This window comes from Dactylosporangium sp. CS-033363, assembly GCF_050942475.1.
In the GTDB taxonomy this organism is placed as follows: Bacteria; Actinomycetota; Actinomycetes; order Mycobacteriales; family Micromonosporaceae; genus Dactylosporangium.
Map to the genome: position 1 here is coordinate 1,865,227 of NZ_CP192032.1, position 19,573 is coordinate 1,884,799.

General features: G+C 72.2%; 15 protein-coding genes. 6 read left to right on the forward strand and 9 right to left on the reverse strand.

The genetic code is table 11. The features are described from left to right. Positions 1-18: 18 nt before the first annotated feature. The 3 genes from ACQPZ4_RS08585 to ACQPZ4_RS08595 form a co-directional block, all read right to left on the reverse strand. Positions 19-2,094 (reverse strand): 3-hydroxyacyl-CoA dehydrogenase NAD-binding domain-containing protein, encoded by a 2,076-nt coding sequence (locus ACQPZ4_RS08585; RefSeq protein WP_433057676.1) that lies wholly within the window; start codon positions 2,092-2,094, stop codon positions 19-21. Continuing rightward, positions 2,091-3,284, reverse strand: a complete 1,194-nt coding sequence (locus ACQPZ4_RS08590) for a thiolase family protein (protein ID WP_433057678.1) — start codon at positions 3,282-3,284, stop codon at positions 2,091-2,093. Before ACQPZ4_RS08590 ends, ACQPZ4_RS08585 begins: the two co-directional genes overlap by 4 nt. Before the next feature lie 91 nt (positions 3,285-3,375). Continuing rightward, a complete protein-coding gene (locus ACQPZ4_RS08595) occupies positions 3,376-4,647 on the reverse strand; it encodes an HRDC domain-containing protein (RefSeq protein WP_433057680.1) in 1,272 nt (423 codons plus the stop codon). Between the two features lie 333 nt (positions 4,648-4,980). Here ACQPZ4_RS08595 and ACQPZ4_RS08600 point away from each other — a divergent pair, with 333 nt between their 5' ends. Both ACQPZ4_RS08600 and ACQPZ4_RS08605 read left to right on the forward strand, forming a co-directional pair. Next, positions 4,981-6,039 (forward strand): S1C family serine protease, encoded by a 1,059-nt coding sequence (locus ACQPZ4_RS08600; RefSeq protein ID WP_433057683.1) that lies wholly within the window; start codon positions 4,981-4,983, stop codon positions 6,037-6,039. A 107-nt stretch (positions 6,040-6,146) separates the two neighbouring features. Continuing rightward, positions 6,147-7,112 carry a hypothetical protein gene (locus ACQPZ4_RS08605; RefSeq protein ID WP_433057685.1) on the forward strand — a complete coding sequence of 322 codons (966 nt, stop codon included), beginning with the start codon at positions 6,147-6,149 and terminating at the stop codon, positions 7,110-7,112. A 59-nt stretch (positions 7,113-7,171) separates the two neighbouring features. Here the strand turns inward: ACQPZ4_RS08605 and ACQPZ4_RS08610 are convergent, their stop codons facing one another. After that, positions 7,172-7,723, reverse strand: coding sequence for a DUF3000 domain-containing protein (locus ACQPZ4_RS08610; protein ID WP_433057686.1), 552 nt, complete (start codon positions 7,721-7,723; stop codon positions 7,172-7,174). A 69-nt stretch (positions 7,724-7,792) separates the two neighbouring features. Here ACQPZ4_RS08610 and hemE point away from each other — a divergent pair, with 69 nt between their 5' ends. After that, on the forward strand, positions 7,793-8,806 hold the full coding sequence (gene hemE / locus ACQPZ4_RS08615; RefSeq protein ID WP_433057688.1) for a uroporphyrinogen decarboxylase: 1,014 nt from the start codon (positions 7,793-7,795) through the stop codon (positions 8,804-8,806). On the opposite strand, the gene ACQPZ4_RS08620 is transcribed toward hemE, so the two are convergent. Together ACQPZ4_RS08620 and ACQPZ4_RS08625 are read right to left on the reverse strand one after the other, a co-directional pair. Further along, positions 8,803-9,858, reverse strand: a complete 1,056-nt coding sequence (locus tag ACQPZ4_RS08620; protein WP_433057690.1) for a HEAT repeat domain-containing protein — start codon at positions 9,856-9,858, stop codon at positions 8,803-8,805. The two genes, hemE and ACQPZ4_RS08620, sit on opposite strands and share 4 nt — an antisense overlap. Before the next feature lie 114 nt (positions 9,859-9,972). Next, positions 9,973-10,731 carry an SDR family NAD(P)-dependent oxidoreductase gene (locus ACQPZ4_RS08625; RefSeq protein WP_433057692.1) on the reverse strand — a complete coding sequence of 253 codons (759 nt, stop codon included), beginning with the start codon at positions 10,729-10,731 and terminating at the stop codon, positions 9,973-9,975. Between the two features lie 22 nt (positions 10,732-10,753). Between ACQPZ4_RS08625 and hemG the strand changes: the two genes are divergently transcribed. Genes hemG through ACQPZ4_RS08640 form a run of 3 tightly spaced genes read left to right on the forward strand, consistent with a single transcriptional unit; the run spans position 10,754 to position 16,033 of the window. Beyond that, positions 10,754-12,079, forward strand: a complete 1,326-nt coding sequence (gene hemG, locus ACQPZ4_RS08630; RefSeq protein WP_433057694.1) for a protoporphyrinogen oxidase — start codon at positions 10,754-10,756, stop codon at positions 12,077-12,079. Further along, entirely contained in the window at positions 12,076-12,771 is a 696-nt protein-coding gene (gene hemQ, locus ACQPZ4_RS08635) for a hydrogen peroxide-dependent heme synthase (protein WP_433057696.1), read from the forward strand. Before hemG ends, hemQ begins: the two co-directional genes overlap by 4 nt. A 52-nt stretch (positions 12,772-12,823) precedes the next feature. Next, positions 12,824-16,033 carry a GH92 family glycosyl hydrolase gene (locus tag ACQPZ4_RS08640; RefSeq protein WP_433057698.1) on the forward strand — a complete coding sequence of 1,070 codons (3,210 nt, stop codon included), beginning with the start codon at positions 12,824-12,826 and terminating at the stop codon, positions 16,031-16,033. Here the strand turns inward: ACQPZ4_RS08640 and ACQPZ4_RS08645 are convergent. Genes ACQPZ4_RS08645 through ACQPZ4_RS08655 form a run of 3 tightly spaced genes read right to left on the reverse strand, consistent with a single transcriptional unit; the run spans position 16,023 to position 19,557 of the window. Beyond that, positions 16,023-17,792, reverse strand: a complete 1,770-nt coding sequence (locus tag ACQPZ4_RS08645) for a GH25 family lysozyme (protein WP_433057700.1) — start codon at positions 17,790-17,792, stop codon at positions 16,023-16,025. The two genes, ACQPZ4_RS08640 and ACQPZ4_RS08645, sit on opposite strands and share 11 nt — an antisense overlap. Before the next feature lie 27 nt (positions 17,793-17,819). Continuing rightward, entirely contained in the window at positions 17,820-18,581 is a 762-nt protein-coding gene (locus ACQPZ4_RS08650; RefSeq protein ID WP_433057702.1) for an ABC transporter permease, read from the reverse strand. Further along, on the reverse strand, positions 18,574-19,557 hold the full coding sequence (locus tag ACQPZ4_RS08655; protein ID WP_433057704.1) for an ATP-binding cassette domain-containing protein: 984 nt from the start codon (positions 19,555-19,557) through the stop codon (positions 18,574-18,576). Before ACQPZ4_RS08655 ends, ACQPZ4_RS08650 begins: the two co-directional genes overlap by 8 nt. Positions 19,558-19,573: the final 16 nt, after the last annotated feature.

A 19,573-nucleotide genomic window follows, 5' to 3' on the forward strand; every position in this document is an offset into this window, starting at 1 on the left:
CGGTATTTCACGAAACGATCACCCGTTAGGGGCGTTTGCCACGCCTTCCGCGAGGAAACGCGCGCCCGTCACCTTCTCGGAGATGCCCTCGCGGTCCAGGTACGGGGTCACGCCGCCCAGGTGGAACGGCCAGCCCGCGCCGAGGATCATGCACAGGTCGATGTCCCGGGCGTCGGCGACCACGCCCTCGTCCAGCATCAGCCGGATCTCCTGGGCCAGGGCCGAGGTGGCCTGCTCGCGCAGCTCCTCCGCGGTGGACGGGGAGTCGCCGACCTCCAGCAGGGCGAGCACCTCGGGGTCGGGGTTGCCCTCCTTGTCGGTGAAGCCGCGCTTGCCGGCCCCGACGACCTTGGCCAGGTTGGCGGAGACGCCGAAGCGGTCCGGGAACGCGTGGTGCAGGGTCTCGGCCACGTGGTGCGCGACCGCCGGGCCGACCATGGTGAGCAGGGCCATCGGGCGCATCGGCAGGCCGAGCGGGTCGAGGGCCGAGTCGGCGACGTCGATCGGGGTGCCGTTGTCGACCGCGCCGGTCACCACGCCCAGGAAGCGGGTCAGCAGCCGGTTGACCACGAACGCCGGGGCGTCCTTGACCAGCACCGAGGACTTCTTGAGCGCCTTGCCCACGGCGAACGCGGTGGCCAGGGTGGCGTCGTCGGTCCGGTCCGCCCGCACGATCTCCAGCAGCGGCATCATCGCGACCGGGTTGAAGAAGTGCAGGCCGACGACCCGCTCCGGGTGGGCGAGGTCGGCCGCCATCTCGGTGACCGACAGCGAGGAGGTGTTGGTGGCCAGCACGCAGTCGTCGCGGACGATCGCCTCGACCTCGGCCCAGACCTGCTTCTTGACCTTGAGGTCCTCGAAGACCGCCTCCAGCACGAGGTCGGCGTCGGCGAACGCGGCCTTGTCGACCGAGCCGCCGATCAGGCCCTTGTACTTCGCGGCCCGGCCGGCGTCGAGGCGGCCCTTGCTGACCAGCTTCTCGATCTCGGCGTGGACGTAGCCGACGCCCTTGTCGACGCGCTCCCGATCCAGGTCCGTCAGGACGACCGGTACCTCCAGCCGGCGCACGAACAGCAGCGCCAGCTGGGAGGCCATCAGGCCGGCGCCGACGATGCCGACCTTGGTGACGTCGCGGGCCAGGTTCTTGTCCGGCGCGCCCGCGGGCCGCTTGGCCCGGCGCTGCACCAGGTCGAACGCGTAGAGGCTGGCCCGCGCCTGGTCCCCCATGATCAGGTCGGCGAGGGCCTCGTCCTCCGCGGCGGTCCCGGCCTCGAACGACGAGTCCTTGGCCAGAGCCAGCAGCTGGAGTGCCTGGTTCGCCGAGTTGACGGCCCCGTGGAGGCGCTCGTCGAGCTGGGCCTTGGCGAAGTACAGCACGCCGTCCCACATGTCCCGGTCGATCTCCGGGCGGGTCACCGTGACCGTGCCGTCGACCACCGACGAGGCCCACTCCAGCGAGCGCTCGAGGTAGTCGGCCGGCTCGAAGATGGCGTCGGCGATGCCGAACTCGTGCGCCTGGGCCGGCTTGAGCTGCTTCTGGGTCAGCGGGTTCTGCAGGATGACCTGCGCCGCCGGGGCGATGCCGATGAGGTTCGGCAGCAGCTGGGTGCCGCCCCAGCCGGGGACCAGGCCGATCGCGACCTCGGGCAGGGCCAGGGCGGCCGCGCCGGAGGAGACCGTCCGGTAGTGGCAGTGCAGCGCGACCTCGAGGCCGCCGCCCATCGCCGCGCCGTTGATGAAGGCGAAGGTCGGTACCGGCGAATCCTTGAACTTCTTGAAGACCCGGTGGCCGAAGCGGCCCAGCTCGACCGCCTGCTCGCGCGCGGTCAGCAGCGGCATGCCGGTGATGTCGGCGCCGACGCAGAAGATGTAGGGCTTGCCGGTCAGCGCGATGAACTTGGGCTGCGCCGCCACGGCCTCGTCGATCGCCGCCTCCAGGGAGGCCAGGCCGCCCGGGCCGAACGAGTTCGGCTTGGTGTGGTCGAAGCCGTTGTCCAGCGTGATGATCGCGGCCCGCTCGCGGCTGGGCAGGGTGACGAAGCGCAGCAGGGCCTTCGTCACGACCTCGTTCGGGTTGGTCAGCGCGGCGGTCACTTGTCGCCCTTCCAGTTCGGGTTCTCCCAGATCACGGACGCGCCCATGCCGATGCCGACGCACATGGCGGTCAGGCCGTAGCGCACGTCGGGCCGCTCGGCGAACTGCCGGGACAGCTGGGTCATGAGCCGCACGCCCGAGGAGGCCAGCGGGTGCCCGACGGCGATCGCGCCGCCCCACGGGTTGACCCGCGGGTCGTCGTCGGCGATGCCGAAGTGATCCAGAAATGCCAGCACCTGTACCGCGAACGCCTCGTTCAGCTCGAACAGGCCGATGTCCTCGATGGTGAGGCCGGCCAGGCGCAGCGCCTTCTCGGTCGCCGGGACCGGGCCGTAGCCCATGACCTCGGGCTCGACGCCGACGAAGCCGTAGGAGACCAGCCGCATGCCGACCGGCAGGCCGAGCTCGCGGGCCACGTCCTCGGCGGCGATGATCGAGGCGGTCGCCCCGTCGTTCAGGCCGGCCGCGTTGCCCGCGGTGACCCGGCCGTGCGGGCGGAACGGCGTCTTGAGCGTCGCGAGCTTCTCCAGGCTGGTCTCGCGCGGCGCCTCGTCGACGGTCGCGAGGGCCCAGCCGGCCTCGGGGTCGCGGGTGGCCACGCTGACCAGGTCGGGCTGCAGCTTGCCGGCGGCGTACGCGGCGGCCGTCTTCACCTGCGAGGCGTAGCCGAACTTGTCGGCCCGCTCCTTGGTGATCCCCGGCAGCCGGTCGTGCAGGTTCTCCGCGGTGGAGCCCATGACCAGCGCGGACGGGTCGACGAGCTTCTCGGCGAGGATGCGCGGGTTCGGGTCGACGCCCTCGCCCATCGGGTGGCGCCCCATGTGCTCGACGCCGCCGGCGATCGCCACGTCGTAGGCGCCGAACGCGATGCCGCCGGCCACGGTGGTCACCGCGGTCAGGGCGCCCGCGCACATGCGGTCGATGGCGTAGCCGGGCACGGTCTTGGGCAGGCCGGAGAGCAGCGCGGCGGTCCGGCCGATGGTCAGGCCCTGGTCGCCGGTCTGCGTGGTGGCCGCGATGGCCACCTCGTCGACGCGCTCCGGCGGCAGCTGCGGGTTGCGCCGCAGCAGCTCGCGGATGCAGCGGATGACCAGGTCATCGGCGCGGGTGTTGGCATACATCCCACCGGCCTTGCCGAACGGGGTGCGCACGCCGTCGACGAAGACGACGTCGCGGACAGCACGGGGCACGGGTGTCCTCCTAGCGACTAAGTACCGGCTATGTTACTCGCCAGTAAGTCGCCAGGAGCTGTGAACCCCTTCACTCGGGCGGAGCCCGGGCTCACTCCGGGATCTTGAGCGCCTCCGTGAGGCCGGGGGAGACCAGGCCCACCTGCCACGGGCGCGCGCCGAACCCGGCCAGGACCGAGGCCACCGCCTCGTCCGTGAGCTCCTCGGGGGGCGACCAGGCCAGCCGCCGTACCGAATCCGGGGTGATCAGGTTCTCCGGCGGCAGGTGGTGGGTCCCGGCGAGACCGGTCACCAGCTCCCGGCACCGGGCCAGGCGGGCCGCCGCGACCGGATCGCGCTCGGCCCACCGGTGCGGCGGGGGCGGCCCCTCCGACGGCGGGGTGGTCGGCAGCTCCTTGTCCGACAGCGCCCGGGCGTCCGACAGCGCGGTGAGCCAGGTCGGGGCCAGCCGGCGCACCGAGCGCCCGCCGAACCCGGCCAGGGCCAGCAGCGAGCGCTCGTCCTTCGGGTCGTTCTCGGCCGCGGCGATGATGGCCGCGTCGGCCAGCACCCGGCCGGGGCTCGCGTCGCGGCGCTGGGCGATCTCGTCGCGGGCGGTCCACAGGGCGCGCACCCGGGCCAGGGCGCGGGCGCCGCGGACCCGGTGGATGCCGGAGGTGCGCCGCCACGGGTCGGCCCGCACGCGCGGCGGGTCGCCGGCCGAGGCCACCAGCGCGGCGAACTCCTGCGCGGCCCACTCGGTCTTGCCCTGCTTGGCCAGCTCCTCGGCGAGCGTGTCGCGCAGCGGCAGCAGCAGCTCGACGTCGAGGGCGGCATAGGTCAGCCACGAGGCGGGCAGCGGGCGCGTGGACCAGTCGGCGGCCGAGTGGTGCTTCTCCAGCGTGTACCCGAGCAGGGACTCGGTCAGCGCGGCCAGCCCGACCCGCTCGAACCCGCACAGGCGGGCCGCGAGCTCGGTGTCGAACAGCCGGGTGGGCCGCAGCCCGAGCTCGGTCAGGCAGGGCAGGTCCTGGCTGGCGGCGTGCAGGATCCACTCGGTCGGCGAGATGACCTCGTCGAGCTCCGGCAGCTGGCCGAACGGCAGCGGATCGATCAGCACCGTGCCCGAGCCGGCCCGGCGCAGCTGCACCAGGTAGGCGCGGTGGGTGTACCGGTAGCCGGAGGCGCGCTCGGCGTCCACGGCGACCGGGCCGGTGCCCTGGGCGAAGCGCTCGACGGCGCGCGCCAGCTCGGCTCGATCCGCGATCGGCTCGGGGGTCCCGTCTCGGGGGGCGGTCAGCAGGACGGGCTCGGTTGTTGGGTCCGGATTGCCCGGACTGTCTGGCTCCTCGTCCCGACGCCGCGCGGGGGGTTCGTCGGTCACGCGACAACCGTACGTTGCGCCATAGGTCCCTGTGTGCAGCCGGTCCGGCGCGTCGGCGTTCTTGACTGTCCGGAGCCCTCTCCAATGCCCTCTCCCAGGCCCGCGCGAACAGTGTGGGGGACCACTGGAAACGGGACGGACAGGGTGCGCTCCTTGCCGGTACGGTTCGTCAGCGCGGGCGGTCCGGTTCTGTACACAGGCTGCATCGGAGGTCGCGGCACTTGTGCCCGCCGTCTAGATTGAGGGCCGACCGCGGTATCGCCGGTGGCCTCACGCCGAGGCCGGGCATCCGGCGAAAACGGGTGGAACCGTGACAGGAAGGAAACGAGAAGCATGACGGCCGGGTATGACCCCTCCAACCCGGTGGCTTCCGGCAGTTCCGATGGATACGACGAGCGCCCGCGGCACGCCGCACCGGGCGACGACTCGGAACGACTCGGTCCACTTCCCCCGAGGATCACCCAGACCGGGTCGATCCCCACGCACCCCGTCCCGCCGCAGCCCACCAGCTCCTGGCCGGTCTCCGGCCCCGCGCCGGCCCCGCAGAGCGCGCCGCCGCTCAGTGCCCCTCCGCACAGCGTCGCCCCGCACAGCGTGCCGCCGCTGCCGGCCGGCCCCAAGCGCAGCCCGCTGGCCGCGATCGCCCTGGTCATCGCCGTGCTGCTGCTGATCGTGGTCGGCCTGCAGACGGCGTTCATCGTCGACCTGGAGAAGAAGGTCGACAAGGCCGACGCCGCCGCCCAGGCCGCCGCGACCGGCGACGCGTCCCGCCTGAAGGCCCTGGAGGACCGGGCCGACAAGCTGGAGCAGAAGACCGGCGGCAGCCTGGACGCGCCCGAGGTGGCCGCGACCGTGCGCCCGAGCGTCTTCCGGGTCACCACCAAGTACGCGATCGGCACCGGGTTCGCGGTCGGCAAGGCCCCGCAGGGCGGCGGCACGAACCTGATCACGAACTACCACGTGGTCGCCGACGCGTACGAGAAGGGCGAGAAGGACGTCAGCCTCGAGCGCACCGACCAGCGCTTCCCGGGCAAGATCATCGAGGTGCACCCGGACAAGGACCTCGCCGTGCTGCACACCGACGAGGACTTCGCGAAGCTCTCGGCGGCCGCCACCGTGCCGAAGGTCGGCGAGCCCGTGCTCGTCATCGGCTCGCCGATGGGCCTCGAGGACACCGTCACCACGGGTGTCGTGAGCGCCTTCCGGACCCTCAACGGCGAGCAGCTGATGCAGTTCGACGCGGCCATCAACCCGGGCAACTCCGGGGGTCCCGTGTTCAACGCCAAGAAGGAGGTGGTCGGCGTCGCGACGCTGAAGGCTCAGCAGGCCGAGGGCATCGGCCTGGCCATTCCGATCTCCGTGGTGTGCGACACCGTGCCGTCCGTCTGCTGACCCGATCCGTCTGCTGAACCCCGCTTCACCGCCGGCGCTCCCGGACGCGCCGGTAGTACGACTCCCGCCGGGGCGCTGCCCGGCGGGGCCACCAGGAGGAAGAGACCATGACATACCCCGGAAGCCCCCAGGGGAACCCGAACGAGGGATACGGCTACCCCGACCCCAACGCCCCGGCCGGCGCCTACCCGCCGCCGCCCCAGCAGGCCCCGACCAGCGGTTACCCCTCCGCCGCGCCGTACGGTGAGCAGCCGGCCCAGCCGCAGTACGGCCAGCCGCCGGCCCAGCCGCAGTATGGCCAGCCCGCCGAGCCGCAGTACGGGCAGCCGCCGGCCCAGCCGCAGTACGGGCAGCCCGCCGAGCCGCAGTACGGCCAGCCGGCCCCGCAGTACGGCCAGCCCGTGCCGGCGCAGCCGCAGCCGACCCATGACCAGGGCACCTCGCAGCTGCCGGCGTACGGCGGGGAGGCCTCCTACAGCCTCGACCCGTCGGTCTCGGCCCCGCCGACCGCCCCGATGCAGCAGCCGGCCCCGCCGATGTCCGCGCCGCCCATGTCGGGCCCGCCGATGTCCGGCCCGCCGGTCGCCTACGGCCCGGTCTCCGGCCCGCCCACCACCGGCTTCCCGGGCCAGCCGGTCGGCTTCCCGCCGGCCGAGCCCGCGAAGAAGCGCGGCATCGCGGTGCCGCTGCTGGCGAGCCTCCTGGCCCTGGCGGTCATCGCCGCGGGCGTGTTCGTCGGCCTGTACGTCGACAAGTCCAGCAAGCTCGACAAGTCCGAGACCACCTCGTCGCAGCGTCAGGCCTCGCTCGACCAGACGAACAAGGACCTCGACTCGACCAAGAAGGACCTGCAGGCCAAGGCCGACGAGCTGACCAAGTCGCAGCAGGACCTGCGCGGCACCCAGGCCGACAGCACCGAGGCCAAGCGCCAGCGCGACGTCATCGGCCAGTGCCTGAAGCTGCTGCTGGAGGCCCTCGACGCCTCGGCCGCCGGCGACAAGACGACCACCCAGAACAAGATCAACGAGATGGACAAGCCCTGCAACGAGGCGCAGGTCATCCTCGGGATCTGATCAAGCCCCGAACCAAGCGATGACGAAAAAACGGGCCTCCTGGAAAGGAGGCCCGTTTTTCATGCGTGCAGGGCGGTCACGCCGGGTGGCGGCAGGCCCGCCGTGGAGGCCAGCAGCGCGCACCACGCGTGCACGTGGGACTGCATGTCCTCGTCCGTCGGCGTCCAGGAGGCCCGGATCTCCAGGTCGGCCGCGGCCGGCGGACCGGCCAGGTCGCCGAACCGGGTCGACATCGTCTGCGTGACCGTGCCGCCGATCGCCGTGTAGGCCGCGTTGTGCCCGTCCAGGGCGTCCACCAGCCAGCTCCAGCCGACCCCGGGCAACAGCGGGTCGGTGGCCAGCTCGGCCTCCAGCTCGGCGGTCACGTAGGTCACCAGCCGCATCGTGCCGTCCCAGGCGTCGTGCCCGGCCGGGTCGTGCAGCAGGATCAGCCGCCCCGTGGCCACCTCGTCGCCGTGGCGCAGCACGGTGCCGCCGATCGCATGGGCGAAGGGAGCCAGCCGCTGCGGCGCCGGGACCTCCTCGAGGGTGATCTCCGGCCTGGTGGTCACGGCGCGCAAATCCTCCACCGCCCGGGTGAACGTGGGGGGAGTCGCGGTCGATGGCGCCATAACGGAAGACTAAGACCGAAACGTGCGCAGGGGGTGCCGCCGCGCCGCCGGTGCACACTGAGTGAAACGATGGACCCGATGACGAAACTGTTGTTGCGCGCCGCCCGGGGCGAGGCCGTGCCCCACGTTCCCGTCTGGTTCATGCGGCAGGCCGGCCGGTCGCTGCCCGAATATCACGAGGTGCGGGCCGGCATCGGCATGCTCGACGCGTGCCGCCGGCCCGACCTGGTCTGCGAGATCACGCTCCAGCCGGTGCGCCGGCACAAGGTGGACGCCGCGGTCCTCTACAGCGACATCGTGGTCCCGCTGCAGGCCGCCGGCATCGACCTCGACATCGTGGCCGGCACCGGCCCCGTGGTGGCCGCGCCGGTGCGCACGATGGCCGACGTCGAGGCGATCGGCGCGCTCGAGCCGGAAGCGGTCGGGTTCGTGGCCGAGTCGGTCCGGCTGCTGCTGGCCGAGCTGGGCGACACCGCGCTGGTCGGCTTCGCCGGCGCCCCGTTCACGCTGGCCAGCTACCTCGTCGAGGGCGGGCCGTCGCGCCACCACGCCAAGACCAAGGCGCTCATGTACGGCGCACCCGACGTCTGGCACGCACTCTGTTCCCGCCTGGCCGCCATCACCCGGACGTTCCTCGAGGTGCAGATCGCGGCGGGCGCCGACGCGGTCCAGCTGTTCGACTCCTGGGCCGGCGCGCTGTCCGAGGCCGACTACCGCCGCTACGTGCTGCCCCATTCCCAGGCCGTGCTCGCCGACCTGGGCGTTCCCCGGATCCACTTCGGCGTCGGCACGGGCGAGCTGCTCCCGGCCATGGCCGAGGCGGGCGCGGACGTGGTGGGCGTCGACTGGCGCACGCCGCTGGACGTGGCCGCGAGCCGGGTCCCCGGCAAGGCGCTGCAGGGCAACCTCGACCCGTGCACGCTGCTCGCCCCGTGGGAGGTCGTCGCCACCGAGGCCCGCCGCGTGCTGGCCGAGGGCGCCAAGGCACCCGGCCACATTTTCAACCTCGGCCACGGTGTACTGCCAGAGACCGACCCCGACGCGCTCACCCGCCTGGTCGACCTGGTGCACACCGAGGGCTAGTAGTTCGGCCTCCAGCGCGGCCAGCCGTGGTCGCCGGCCAGCTGGGACAGGCGCGAGCCGAGCATCAGCCCGGTGGCCGGCTCGGCCGACTGCAGGCGGTAGTGCACCTGCTCGGCGATCTCGGGCGCCCGGTACTCGGCGTGTTCGAGCAGCTGCAGCGTCACCGACCACCAGTAGCGGTCGTCGTCGGTGGCGTGCGGCGCGCCGGCCCGGAACCAGTCGGCCAGGCCGTCGAGCAGGTCGTCGCCGACGCCGTCGGGGTCGGTGAGGCGCAGCGCCGCGCAGACCCGGGCCACCACGTCGTCGTCCCAGCCGGACAGGTGCCCGCGGACGAGGGTGTGCAGCGAGGCGTGGCCGAGCGCGCCGGCCGCGTCGATCTCCAGCGAGAACACGTTGTCGCGGGCCAGCCGCTCGCGCAGGACCGGCAGCACTCGGGTGTCGCGGCGGCGGGCCAGGCCCAGCAGCGCCTCGCAGCGGGTGTCGTCGTGCGGGTCCTCCAGCCGCGCGGCCAGCGCGCCGCGCACGGTGGCCGAGTCGATCTCCGACAGCTGGGTGCCCAGCGCGAAGCAGGCCCAGTCGCGCACGTCGTCGTCGCGGTCGGCGCTGAGCAGGATCAGGGCGTGCACGGTGTCGTCGGCCGTGGCCTCGCCCAGCACGCTCGGCAGGGCCTGGGCCACCGCCCGGCGCACGCCCGCGTCGGGGTGGCGGGCCAGCGGCAGCAGCAGGGGCAGCGCGGTGTCGTCGTAGCACCAGGCGACCGCGTCCGCGAGCTCGGCCGGGCTGGTCGCCGGGGAGCTCAGCAGCGCGGCGATGCTCACGGCGGTGGGCTCGGCGTCGTCCGGGGCGACCTGCTCGGTGCGCAGGTCGGCCAGGTCGGCGATCACCTCGGCCAGCGGGCTCAGCGCCAGCTCGTCCAGGTCCGAAGGCTCCCGGGCGGCCGGCACGTACATCTCCGAGGCGCTCGGGAACAGCCCGGACACGTCGGAGGGACCACCGGGGCGCGGGTCCGGCGGCTCGTCGGGCACTGGTCGGGAGGACGCGAGGTCGCTCATCCCCGAGAGTGTGCGCCCCGCAGCGGCGATCTTCCAGAGGGGTTCAACCCTCAGAAGGACAAGGAGGGACGGACGATCACCCTACTCACTGACATATCGACACACCTTTGGAGATCAACGGGACCGGCTGTCGAGGCGCAGTGACTGCCAGGAGCCGTCGGCCGCCCAGCCGCCGTCGACGGACAGCGCGGCGCCGTTGACGAAGCCGCTGCGGGCCGGGTCGGCCAGGAACGCGACGGCCTTGGCGATGTCGTCCGGCTGGGCGAACCGGGCCATCGGCACGTGCTCGGTGATGTCGGTGTCGACGTAGGCGCCCTCGGCCTGGGAGGCGTCGTCCATCTCGGTCTTGACCCAGCCCGGGCAGACCGCGTTGACCCGCACGCCGCGCCCGCCCCACTCGACCGCCAGGGTGCGGGTCAGCCCGATCAGGCCGTGCTTGCTGGCGTTGTAGGCGACCCGGTCGGCCACCCCCATCAGCCCGGCCACCGAGGCGATGTTCACGATCGAGCCGGCCCCCCGCACCAGCATCCGGCGGCCGAACGCCTGGCTGAGCAGGAACGGGCCGGTCAGGTTGACCTCCAGCACCCGGCGCCAGGTGGCCGCCGCGGTCTCCTCGGCCGGCCCGATCGAGGCGATGCCCGCGTTGTTGACCAGCACGTCGGCCCGGCCGTAGCGGGCCTCCACCAGCTCCACGAAGCGCTGCACGTCCTCCTCGTCGGAGACGTCGCCGACGAACGAGAGCGCGTCGAAGGCCGAGACGGGCTCGCGGTCGATGACGGCCAGCAGGTAGCCCTCCTCGGCCAGCACCTCGGCGGTACGCCGGCCGATGCCGTGAGCCGCGCCCGTGATCACTGCCACCCGCTCGTCATCCATGCCGCGACAATAGACTCCAGGTATGACAAAGCGCGTCGTGGTCGTCGGCGGCGGCATCGCCGGGCTGGCCGCGGCCCACCGGCTCCACACGCTGCGGCCGGACCTCGACGTGACCCTGCTCGACCAGCGGGAGCGCCCCGGCGGCAAGCTGTCCACCGGCTCCCTGGCCGGCCTCCCGGTCGAGCGCGGGGCCGAGTCGTTCCTGGTCGGCGGCCCGTCCGCGGCGGTCAAGCTGGCCGGCGAGGTCGGCCTCGGCGACGCCATCGTGCACCCGGGCCCGGCGCGGGCCGCGGTCGCCATCGGCGGCCACCTCCAGGACCTGCCCGCCGGAACCCTCATGGGCATCCCGATCGAAGGCGGCGACCCGCCGGCAGAAGGCCCCCTCCTGGAAGAGCACGCCGACGTCTCGGTCGGCGCGTTCATCCGGCCACGCCGCGGTGACGAGGTCGTCGACCACTACGTCGAGCCGCTGCTGGGCGGGGTCTACGCAGGTCGCGCCGACAAGCTTTCGCTGCGCATGGCGATCCCGAACCTGGCCGCCGCGGCCGAGCGGCACGACACCCTGACCGCCGCACTGCAAGCCGCCATGGGAAACCGGGAGCCCGGCGCACCGGTCTTCGGCGCCATCGCCGACGGCGGGATGGGCCGGTTCGTCGAGGCCATCGTCAAGACCCTGCCCGACGTGCGCAGCGGCACCACCGTCCGCGAGCTTCAGCAGACGGCAAGGGGCTGGCGGCTCGTCCTGGGCTCGACCCGGGACGCCGAGACGCTCGACGCCGACGCGGTCGTGCTCGCCGTCCCGGCCCCGAACGCGAGCCGGCTGCTCGCCGACGTGGGGGCCCTGGAGCTGGAGTACGCCAGCATCGCCCTCGTCGCGCTGGCGCTGCCGAGCACCGAGCTGCCCGAGCTGTCCGGCTTCCTGGTCCCGGCCACCGAGGGGCTCGCGGTCAAGGCGGTCACGTTCTTCGACCGCAAGTGGCCGCACCTGCGCCGGCCCGGGGTCACGATCCTGCGCGCGTCGGTCGGGCGGCACGGCGACGAGGCCCAGCTCCAGCGCACCGACGACGGGCTGGCCGACGTGGTCCGGGCCGAGGTCGCGCGGCTGATCGGCGTCGACGCGCTGCCCGAGGAGCTCGACCGCGGGGTGTACCGCTGGGGCGGCGCCCTGCCGCAGTACGCGCCCGGGCACCGGGACCGGGTCGCCGGCCTGAGAGGCACCATCGAGACCTGTCCGCCGCTCGCGGTCGCGGGCGCGGCCTACGACGGCGTCGGCATCCCGGCGTGCATCACGTCCGGGCGCACCGCCGCCGAGGCGGTCCTCGCGAAGCTGGGAGAATCGAGCACATGACGAGCACGAACGCGGCCCGCATCAGGGAGATCAACGACAGCATCCGGTACACCATGTGGTCGGTGTTCCGCCTGGCCCAGCCCTACGGCGCGGACAGCCGCGACGCCACCCAGGCCTCGGCGTTCTTCACCGACCTGGCGGCCAAGGACGTCACCGTGCGCGGCACGTACGACGTCGCCGGGCTGCGCGCCGACGCCGACCTGATGATCTGGTGGCACGCGCCGAGCGCCGAGGCCCTGCAGGAGGCGTACTCCGGGTTCCGCCGCACCAGCGTCGGCCAGCGGATGGCCCCGGTGTGGTCGCAGATGGCGCTGCACCGGCCGGCCGAGTTCAACAAGAGCCACATCCCGGCGTTCCTGGGCGAGGAGCAGCCCAAGGAGTGGGTGTGCGTGTACCCGTTCGTGCGCTCCTACGAGTGGTACCTGCTGCCGGACGAGGAGCGCCGCTCGATGCTCGCCGAGCACGGGCAGCAGGCCCGCGGCTTCCCGGACGTGCGGGCCAACACGGTGGCCAGCTTCGCCCTCGGCGACTACGAGTGGATGCTCGCCTTCGAGGCCGACGAGCTGCACCGCATCGTCGACCTGATGCGCGAGCTGCGCGCGTCGCGGGCCCGCCGGCACGTCCGCGAGGAGGTCCCGTTCTACACCGGGCGGCGCCGCGAGATCCAGGATCTTGTAGCAAACCTTCCGTAGATGCCTTGAGGAAAATATTGACAGAACCCACGGGCTCCCGCAGCCTGTCGATATGCATCGATGGGGTGGCAGGGCGCTCATGGTCGCGGTCCTCGCCGCGGGGTTGCTGACGTTCATCGGCACCCCCGCGCACGCCGCGGGACCGGACACGTTCAGCACCTCGTTCGAGGCCGGCGACCCGCAGCCGACGTGGACCGACAGCGTCGAGCGCAGCGCGGGCGTCGGCGGCTACTGCTGCGGCCTGACCGGTATGGAGAGCGGGGTGCGCAACGAGACCGCGCACACCGGCACCGCCGCCCTGATGTACTCCGGCGCCGACACGAGCGCCACGTCGAGCTACTCGTACAACCGGGTCTTCGACGTCGACATCCCCGTCTCCGCCGGCACGACGCTGTCGTACTGGGTGTTCCCGCAGAGCGGCGGCAACCTCGACGTCGCCGTGGACCTGGCCTTCACCGACGGCACGTACCTGCGCGACTCCGGGGCCGTGGACCAGCACGGGGTCCGGGTGCACCCGCAGTACCAGGGCAGCGGTTCGGTTCTGTCCTTCAACACCTGGAACGTGGTCACCTCGAACATCGGCGCGAACACGGCCGGCAAGACGATCGACCGCATCCTGATCGGCTACGACCAGCCGGCCGGCACCGCCACGTTCCGCGGGTACTTCGACGACATCTCCATCACGCCGGGCACCCTGGCCAACTACGTGGACACCCGGCGCGGCTCGAACTCGGACTTCAGCTACTCGCGCGGCAACACGTTCCCGGGCGCGACGGTGCCCAACGGCTTCAACTTCTGGACGCCGGTCACGAACGGCAACAGCGACGGCTGGCTGTACCACTGGAGCGCGGCCACCGTGCAGGGCTTCGCGATCAGCCACGAGCCCAGCCCCTGGATCGGCGACTACGGGCAGCTGCAGGTGATGCCGATGACCGGCGGGGTGAAGGCCTCCCCGGACGCCCGGAAATCCACGTTCAGCCACGGCAACGAGGTCGCGCGGGCGCACTACTACGCGACCCGGCTCGACACCTACGGCATCACGGCCGAGATGACGCCGACCGACCACGCGGGCGTCATGCGCTTCACGTTCCCGGCCGCGGCCGATTCGGCGATCCTGTTCGACGTCATCGACAGCGCCGGCGGCTCGTTCAGCGTCGACCCGGGGTCGCGCACGATCAGCGGGTACTCGGACCACCGCGGCCAGAAGCTGTACTTCTCGGCCACCGTCGACACCGCGATCGCCGCCTCCGGCACCCCGGGCGGGGTCACCTTCGCGACCGGCAACGGCCAGCGGGTCACGCTGCGGATCGGCACCTCGTGGATCAGCGTGCCCCAGGCCGCGGCCAACCTGGCCCAGGAGGTCGGCGGCAAGGACTTCGAGACGGTGCGGGCCGAGGCCCAGGCCCAGTGGGACGCGGTGCTGGGCAAGGTGCGGCTGGAGGGCGCGAGCAACGCGCAGCTGGTGACGTTCTACTCGAACCTGTACCGGGCCAACATGTACCCCAACAACCGCGCCGAGATGGTGAACGGGGTGCGGCGCTTCCTCAGCCCGTACGACAACCAGCTCCACGACGGCCAGATGTACGTCAACAACGGCTTCTGGGACACCTCCCGCGCCGAGTGGCCGCTCATGACGCTGCTCAGTCCCACCCACACCGGCGAGATGCTCGACGGGTTCGTCAACGCCTACAAGGAGGTCGGCTGGACCCCGCGCTGGTCCGGCCCGTGGAACGTCGGCGCGATGGTCGGCTCGAACCAGGACCTGGCGTTCGCCGACGCCTACGTGAAGGGCGTGCGGAACTTCGACTACGCCGCCGCCTACGCCTCCATGGTGAAGAACGCCACGGTGTACGCCGGGTCGGATCAGAACGGCCGCCAGGGCATCGAGGTCTCGACGTTCAAGGGGTACGTGCCCACCGACGTGCGGGGCGAGTCGGCGTCGTGGACGCTCGAGGACGCCAACAACGACTTCGGCGTCTTCCAGCTGGCGTCGGCCCTGGGCAAGACCGAGGACGCGGCGTACTTCCGCAACCGCGCGCTGGACTACGTGAACCTGTACTCCCCAACAGTAGGAATGTTCCGCGGGAGACAGAGCAACGGGAACTGGCGCACCAGCGACGCCGACTTCAAGCCGAACCTGTGGGGCTGCGAGTTCACCGAGGGCGCGCCGTGGCACTACGCGATGGGCGCCCCGCAGGACCCGCAGGGCATGGCCGGGCTCTACGGCGGCCGCGCGCAGCTGTCGGCGAAGATCGACGCCGTGCTGGCCGCGCCCCGGGACTACCTGCCGGGCTGCTACGGCGGGGTCATCCACGAGATGCGCGAGGCCTACGACGGCAACCTGGGCCAGTACGCGCACGCCAACGAGCCCATTCACCACATGCTCTACATGTACAACTACGCCGGCACCCCCGCGAAGACCCAGAACCAGGTCCGCCGGGTGCTGACCCAGCTCTACGACTCGGGCGCCGGGACCGGCAACGGCTATCTCGGCGACGAGGACAACGGCGAGATGTCGGCCTGGTACGTCTTCTCCGCGCTGGGCTTCTACCCGGCCCGTATGGGCAGCACCGACTACACCATCGGCGCGCCGCTGCACCCGAAGGCCACCATCGCGCTGGAGAACGGCAAGTCGTTCACGGTGAGCGCGCCGGGGGTCAGCGACGCCAACCGGTACATCCAGAGCGCGACGCTCAACGGCGTGCCGTACACCCGGAACTATCTGACGCACGCGGACCTGCTGGCCGGCGGCACGCTCGCGTTCGTGATGGGGCCGAACCCGTCGTCGTGGGGGACCGGCTCGGCCGACATCCCGCCGTCGCTGACCTCCGGGGCCGCCGCGCCCGCCCGGCTCGCCGACCGCGCGACCGGCGGGACGCTGACCGCCAGCGGCGAGAACGGCCCCGGCGAGGCCCGGGACAAGCTGACTGACGACACCTCGATGACGAAGTGGCTGACGTTCGCGAACACGGCCACGCTCACCGACCAGCTCACGGCGTCGGTGGCGGTCAAGCAGTACACGCTGACCTCGGCCGACGACGTGCCCGGCCGCGACCCGCGGAATTGGACCCTGCAGGGCTCGAACGACGGCGTGACCTGGACGACCGTCGACACCCGCAGCAACATCGACTTCGCCGACCGGCGGCAGACGCGGGCGTTCGTGGTCACCGGCAGCGCCTCGTACTCGCGGTACCGGCTGCAGATCACCGCCAATCACGGCGCGGCGGAGACCCAGCTGGCCGAGTGGCAGCTCATTGCATGAGGTTCGACCAGCCGGTCCACGTGGACTGGTCGCGCAGCCACAGCTGGGTCACGAGGTTGCCGCCGGAGACGGCGTAGATCTCGGTGTTGCCCGTCCACGGATTGAGCACCACGGCGGGGTCCGTGTCGAGCGCGACCCCGCCGATGCTGGTCCACGGCGTCCACGAGCCAAAGGGCATGACCAGGGTGTACTTGAGGGTGCCGGCGTCGTTCGCGTAGATCTCGGTCGACCGGTACCGCGGGTTGTAGAACACCGCCGGATCGCCCGAGAGCGCGCCGCCGAGGTCCGTCCAGCCCGTCCACCGTGTGCCGGTGTACACCTGCTGGGCGAGCCGGCCGCTGGACGAGCGGGCGTAGAGCTCGGTCGTGCCGTACAGCGGGCTGCGGAACGCCACCGGGTCGCCGCGCAGGTCGCCGCCGAGGTCCTGCCAGCCCGACCAGCCGGCGCCGTAGTACAGCTGCACCAGGTGGCCGGTCGCGGCCCGCGCGTAGATCTCGGTCGTCCTGTAGACCGGGTTGTAGAGCACCTCGGCCGGGTCGCCCGCCAGGTCGCCGCCGAGATCGTTCCAGGCTGACCAGCCGCCGTTGTAGAAGCGCTGCATGAGGTGGCCGTTCGCGCCGCGGGCGTAGACCTCCGTCGTCCTGTACCGCGGGCTCCAGAACACCACCGGGTCGCCGGCCAGGTCCCCGCCCAGGTCCGTCCAGTCCGACCAGCGCCCGCCCAGCCAGTACTTCTGGGCCAGCCGGCCGTCCCGGGTGCGCGCGTAGACCTCGACCGTGCGGGCCGCCGGGTTCTGCAGCACGTGCGGGGTGCCCGCGATGCCGCCGCCGAAGTTGCTCCAGCTCGACCAGCCGTAGCCCGGGCTCCAGTACCGCTGGGACAGCCCGTGGGTGGCGTCGGTGTACACCTGCAGCTGCGTGGTCGCCGGGTGGGCGACCGCGACCGGCTTGGCGATCAGCGGCTCCGGCGGGTCGATCCCGGCCAGCCGGCGCAGCTGGTCGAGGCTGCCGTTGAAGACGTCCTTGTCGTAGTTGCCCTGCTGGTCGTTCTCGCCGGCCGCATACTGCCACAGCGTCCACGAGCTCCAGCCGCCCGGCAGCTTCGGCGCGGTGCCGCTGTAGCTGGCCACGTCCAGCGGGTACGCGCTGAACTGGCTCGTGCTGCCCACGCACTGGTTCCACCAGCTCGCCGCGGTGTAGATCATCGCCTTGCGCCCGATGCGGACCTGGATCTGGTCGAGGAACGCCTGGATCCAGGCGCGCATCGCGGTCTGGTCGAGGTTGTAGCAGGCGCCGACCGTGTTGAAGTACGGCCACTCCAGGTCGACGAAGGGCACCAGGGTCTTCGAGTCGTTCGCCCAGGCCGCGTTGTCGATGAAGATGTTCGCGTCGCCGACCGGGTCGCCGTGGTCGGGGCGGGCGAAGGTGTACGCGCCGGCCAGCAGCCCGGCCCGCTTCGCGTCGGCGAGGTCCCGGGCGAAGTACGGGTTGATGTAGTTGTTCGTCTCGGTCGCCTTGACGTAGGCGAACTGCACGCCCTGCGCGGCCTGGCCGGCCCAGTCGATCGTGTTGTAGACGCTGTGGTCGTGGCTGGAGACGTCGATGCCCTTCACCGTGTACCGCGGGCCGGGCGTCGCCCCGGTGGCCTCCTCGTGCCGTCCCGCCTGGGCGTGCCCGTTGTCCTGCCCGGTGTTCCCGTCCGGTGGCGGGACGGGATTGGCGAGCGTGGCGAGCATGACGACGGCGAGGAGGCTCCGCATTGGGGCACGCTATATGCAATTCGTGGCTTATGTCCGAGTTTTCGCGCGGAAGAGCAGCGCGGCCGCGATCACCGAGACGACCATGATGCCGGCGCACCAGGCGACCGCCCGCCACGGCGCGCCGCCGACCGGCTGGTCCAGCAGCAGCCCGCGCAGGCTCTCGGTGATCGGGGTGACCGGCTGGTTGCCGGCGAACCCGCGCAGCCACGCCGGCATCGTGTCGATCGGGACGAAGGCGCTGCTGGCGTACGGCAGGAACGTGATGACGAACGTGTAGCCGCTGGCCGCCTCGGGGGAGCCGGCGAGCAGGCCCAGGCCGGCCGACAGCCACGAGACGGCGGCGATGGTCAGCAGCAGGATGCCCAGCGCGGCGAACCACTGCCCGGTGTCGGCGTGCGGGCGGAACCCGAGCGCGAACGCCACCCCGAGCACCAGCGCGCTGGAGACCACGTTGCGGGCCAGGCTCGCGAAGACGTGCCCGGACAGGACCGCCGCGCCGCCGATGTCGAGCGTGCGGAGCCGGTCGACGATCCCCTCCTTGAGGTCGTTGGCCACCGAGACCGCGGTCATCGCCGAGCCGAACGCCACGCACAGCAGCATGACGCCGGGCACGACGTAGGTGACGTACTCGGTGCCGGTCTGGATTGCCCCGCCGAACAGGTACACGAAGACGACCATGAGCAGCACCGGCAGCATGATCGACATGAGCAGGGCCTCGACGTTGCGCCGGCCGAGGCGCAGCGAGCGGCCGCCGAGGACCGTCCACTGGGTGAGGGCGGGGCTAGACATTCGCGAGCTCCTTGCGCGAGGTGAGGGCCAGGAAGACGTCGTCGAGGGTGGCGCTGTGCAGGGAGAACCGGCGGACCCCCGAACCGCCAGTGGTTTGCATCGAGTCGATCTCGTCCAGGACCGAGCGCACGTGGGCCGCGCTGCCGTCCGTGGTGACGCCGAGGGTCAGCGCGGCGTCGTCGCGCTGGACGACCCGGGCGCCCAGGACGGCCGCCGCGGACTCGTAGGCGCCGCGGTCGGCCAGGTCGAGGTCGAGGCGCTGGTCGCCGAAGCGCCGCTTGAGCTCGGCCGGGGTGCCCTCGGCGACGACGCGGCCGTGGTCGACGACCGCGATGCGGGCGGCGAGGCGGTCGGCCTCCTCGAGGTACTGCGTGGTCAGGAACACCGTCCGCCCGGCCTCGACCAGCCCGTCCACCACCTCCCACATGCCCTGCCGGCTGGTCAGGTCCAGGCCGGTGGTCGGCTCGTCCAGGAAGATGATCTGCGCGGTGCCGGTGAGCCCGGCCGCGAGGTCGAGGCGGCGCCGCATGCCGCCGGAGTAGTGCCCGACCCGCCGGTGCGCGGCCGCGGTCAGGTCGAAGCGCTCGAGCAGCTCGTCGGCGCGCCGGTGGGCGTCGCGCTTGGACAGCCCGGAGAGCCGGCCCATCATGCGCAGGTTCTCGGCCCCGGTCTGCAGCTCGTCGACCGAGGCGTACTGCCCCGTGAGGCTGATCGCCCGGCGCACCCCGGCGCGGTCGCGGACCACGTCGTGGCCGGCCACCCGGGCGCTGCCGCCGTCCGGGCGGGTCAGCGTGGTGAGGATGCGCACCGTGGTGGTCTTGCCCGCCCCGTTGGGGCCGAGCAGGCAGAACACCGTGCCGGCGGGCACCCGCAGGTCGACGCCGGTGAGCACGCCGACCTTGCCGTAGGACTTCGTGAGGCCGGTCGCCTCGATCGCGTATGCGGTACGCTCTTCTGCGTATGCCGTACGGTTCATGCGTACGTTATACGCA